Annotated in this window: 3 protein-coding genes and 2 pseudogenes; 3 read left to right on the top strand and 2 right to left on the bottom strand. The window is 69.9% G+C overall.

Annotated features, from left to right (window positions below):
- Window positions 1-463 (top strand): annotated as a pseudogene (locus ACE3TL_RS16725) (3,4-dihydroxy-2-butanone-4-phosphate synthase); the annotation flags it as partial.
- Window positions 464-473: 10 nt separating this feature from the next.
- Here the strand turns inward: ACE3TL_RS16725 and ACE3TL_RS16730 are convergent.
- On the bottom strand, window positions 474-1,778 hold the full coding sequence (locus ACE3TL_RS16730) for a lanthionine synthetase LanC family protein (RefSeq protein ID WP_374579793.1): 1,305 nt from the start codon (window positions 1,776-1,778) through the stop codon (window positions 474-476).
- A 69-nt stretch (window positions 1,779-1,847) separates the two neighbouring features.
- Window positions 1,848-2,207, bottom strand: a complete 360-nt coding sequence (locus ACE3TL_RS16735; RefSeq protein WP_374579794.1) for a hypothetical protein — start codon at window positions 2,205-2,207, stop codon at window positions 1,848-1,850.
- A gap of 128 nt (window positions 2,208-2,335) precedes the next feature.
- On the opposite strand from ACE3TL_RS16735, the gene ACE3TL_RS16740 reads away from it, so the two are divergent.
- Window positions 2,336-3,064, top strand: coding sequence for a DUF72 domain-containing protein (locus ACE3TL_RS16740; protein ID WP_374579795.1), 729 nt, complete (start codon window positions 2,336-2,338; stop codon window positions 3,062-3,064).
- Window position 3,065: 1 nt separating this feature from the next.
- Window positions 3,066-3,245, top strand: a pseudogene (locus tag ACE3TL_RS16745) (hypothetical protein); the annotation flags it as partial.

A 3,245-nucleotide genomic window follows, 5' to 3' on the forward strand; every position in this document is an offset into this window, starting at 1 on the left:
GGAGACGCCGTTCGACAGCGCCTATGGCGGGCGCTTCCGGATGCTGATCTACCGGAACATCCTCGACAAGACCGAGCATGTGGTCCTGACCAAGGGCAAGATCGACCCGGACAAGACGACCCTGGTGCGCATGCACCGCGTCGACATGGCCGCCGACATGCTGGGCCACGCCGAGGCGCGCCGCGACTACATCCCCAAGGCCCTGGAGGCGATCGCCGCCTATGAGGGCGCGGGCGTGGCGGTGTTCATCCGCGATTCCAACCCGGCCTGGCTGTCGGAGCGCTACGGCGCCGAGCCTGGGGCCGACCTGGGCGCCAACGTGCTGCGCGACTACGGCGTCGGCGCCCAGATCCTGCTGGACCTGGGCGTGCGCGACATGGAGCTGCTGTCCAACTCCAAGACCGTGCTGCCGGGCTCGGGCGGCTATGGCCTGCGCATCGTCGGCCGCCGGCCCTTGGACTGAGGCCGGGGCTTTAGGCCTTGGCGGGCGGCCAGTCGGGGGCCCTGATCTTCACAGGCGCGCCCGCCAGGGTTCCCGACAGGTGCTGCAGGAAGCTGGCGATGCCGGCTGCGCCCTGCATGTAGCCGGTCTGGGCCTGGAGGAAGTCGGGCCGGTCGCGGTGCTCGGCCTGCCGCCAGCGGCGCTGGCCGTCCTCGACCTCGGCCGCCTCCAGGATCACTTCGGCGCAGCGGCGGGCGACGTCGACATATTCGGCCCGGCCGGTGCGCTGGGCGGCCAGCAGGGCGAACTCGCCCACGCCGGCGTCGCCGCAGCATTGGCCATGGTTGTTCCAGAAGCCGGCCGAGCGCGTCTCGGGCGCGCCGATCTCCTCGATGCCGGTCATCAGGCGATGCAGGTCTTCTTCCCAGCGCGGCTCGCCGGTCAGGTCCGACAGTTCCAGCAGCAGACGCCCCGTCCCGGCCGGGCCGTGGCAGGCGCCGAGATAGAAGATCGGCCGGCGGGTGTCTTCGTTGTGGCAGACCAGGGCGCCGCGCGCGCCGGTCGAGTGGGCGCGGCTCATGGTGTAGCGCGCCGCCTCCTTGGCCGCGTCCAGCCAGCGGGCCTCGCCGGTCTCGCGGTGGAGCTGGACAAGGGCGTAGCCGACGCCGGCCCCGCCGTGGGCGAAGTTGGGCGTGGTGAACTGGAACGGCATGTCGGCCATCATCCGCCAGCGCAGGCCGTCGTCGGTGGGCTCGGCGACTTCCAGCAACCGCTCGCCCGCGGCCAGGGCCAGGGGCAGGGCGCGGTCGTCCAGGCCCTCGCGATGGGCGTAGACCAGGTTCAGGATCACCCCGGCCGCCCCGACCGACTGGTCGTAGATCTCCCGCTCGTCGGAGAACCCGGTGATGTCGGCGAAGGGCGCCGGCTCCACCCAGCCGACCCCGGCGCCGAGCGGGCGGGCGGCCTGCTCGATGCGGTCCAGGCAGGCGACCGCGCCCTTGCGGAAGCGCTCCTCGCCGGTGGCCTTGGCCAGTTCGTTGAGGACGAAGAGGTAGCTGGCCCAGCCCCTCGAGGGGTTGACTGAAATCTCCGGTCCGGACGCCACGTAGGCCAGAATCTCGTCTCCTGCGGCCGTCGCCTTGGCCAGCAGGTCCGGGTCGGGAGAGCCGGCGTGCAGTTCCAGCAGCAGCAGGGCGACGCCCCCGGCGCCGTTGTAGAGCGAATGGTTCGCTCGCGCCTTGGGATCGTCGTGCCAGCGCCAGATGGCGCCGTCCCGTTGAGCCTCGATGAAGTTCAGCGCCTCGCGCGCTGCTGCGGCGTACCGGTCCATGTCCATACTTGCTCCGTTCACCGCGACGCTAACGGCCGATCGCAGCGACCGCCAGGGCCGGCGGACACAAACTTCTCAGGCGGTGGCGGTGTCCTGCCTCCAGTCGCTGTTGCAGCGCTTGGCGCGCGAAGCGCGCCGCAGGTCGGCGAGCCGCGCCTCCAGGTTCTCGCTGGCCGCCGGTGGGGGCGCGCCCAGGGAGGCTGGGAACAGGAAGGCCTCGGCGGTCTGCGCCTCCGAGGTCGCCCGGCGCTCGCGGCGCGAGACAGAGACCATGGCGCGTTGGGTCAGGGCGAGCTCGGCGGAAATCTTGCTGCACGACCAGCGACTATAGTCGACGCGCGGCGCCGTCATGGCTGCGGTGGTGGTGGCCGGCGGGGTCGTCGCGCATGCCGACAGAAGCCCGGCGGCGGCGATCGAACTGATCGCGCCCTTCATCCCTGGCGCCCTCCCTAAGGGTCGTTGTTGCGATGACTTTGGCACGTCCGCGGCGAATGTCTCCAGGGAACATCCGCCAGCCGTCCGACTTTCCGAACTTGTGATTTTGCGCAGCCGGGGAGTTTTCGGTGACCGCGTTGCATATCGGGTGTTCGGGCTGGGCGTATCGCGACTGGATCGGGCCGTTCTATCCCAAGGGGACGCGGTCCAAGGACCTGCTGGCCTTCTACGCCTCGCAGTTCGAGACCACCGAGATCAACGCCAGCTTCTATCGGCTGCCCAGCGCCAAGGCGGTTGAGGCCTGGACCGCCCAGACGCCCTGCGGCTTCTGCTTCGCCTGGAAGGTCAGCCGCTACATCACCCACAACAGGCGGCTGCGCGATTGCGAGGAGTCGGTCGACCTGGTCTGGCGGCGGATGTCCCTGCTGGGCGACAAGCGCGGGCCGGCCCTGGTGCAGACCCCGCCCAGCCTGCACCGCGACGATGCGCAGCTGGCCCGGTTCCTGGGCATGACGCCGAAGGGACGGTGGGTGTTCGAGTTCCGCCATCCGAGCTGGTACGAGCGGCCGGTGCTGGACCTGCTGGCCGACCATGATGCGGCGCTCTGCATCTCTGATCACCACCATGCGCCCGCGCCGTGGGAGACGACGGCCTCCTTCGTCTATGTGCGCGGCCACGGGCCGGGCGGACGCTACAAGGGGCGCTACCCTGCGTCCGTGCTGGACGACTGGGCCCGGCGGATCGCGGCCTGGCGGCGGGGCGGCAAGGACGTCTACGCCTATTTCGACAACGATATCAAAAGCGCAGCCCCGGCCGATGCGGCGCTGCTGCGCGAGCGGCTGGAAAAGTCCGGCTAGATTGCAGCCGCCGATTGTCGTTTTCTTGAGCGTCGAACGGGCCTATATGGAGGCCTGCTTGATTGCACCGCCCGGCCGAAAGGCCGGGCGCCGTCATTTTGGAAAGACCGTCATGACCGAGATTCTGATGCCGAAGGCGACCGCCGTCTGGCTGGTCGACAACACCTCGCTCACCTTCGAT

The sequence above is a fragment of the Phenylobacterium sp. genome, assembly GCF_041920015.1.
In the GTDB taxonomy this organism is placed as follows: Bacteria; Pseudomonadota; Alphaproteobacteria; order Caulobacterales; family Caulobacteraceae; genus Phenylobacterium.

Bases quoted from the DNA above. Each gene is read 5' to 3' on its own strand.
- ACE3TL_RS16735 (WP_374579794.1), bottom strand. From the start codon at position 2,207: ATGAAGGGCGCGATCAGTTCGATCGCCGCCGCCGGGCTTCTGTCGGCA.
- ACE3TL_RS16730 (WP_374579793.1), bottom strand. From the start codon at position 1,778: ATGGACATGGACCGGTACGCCGCAGCAGCGCGCGAGGCGCTGAACTTC.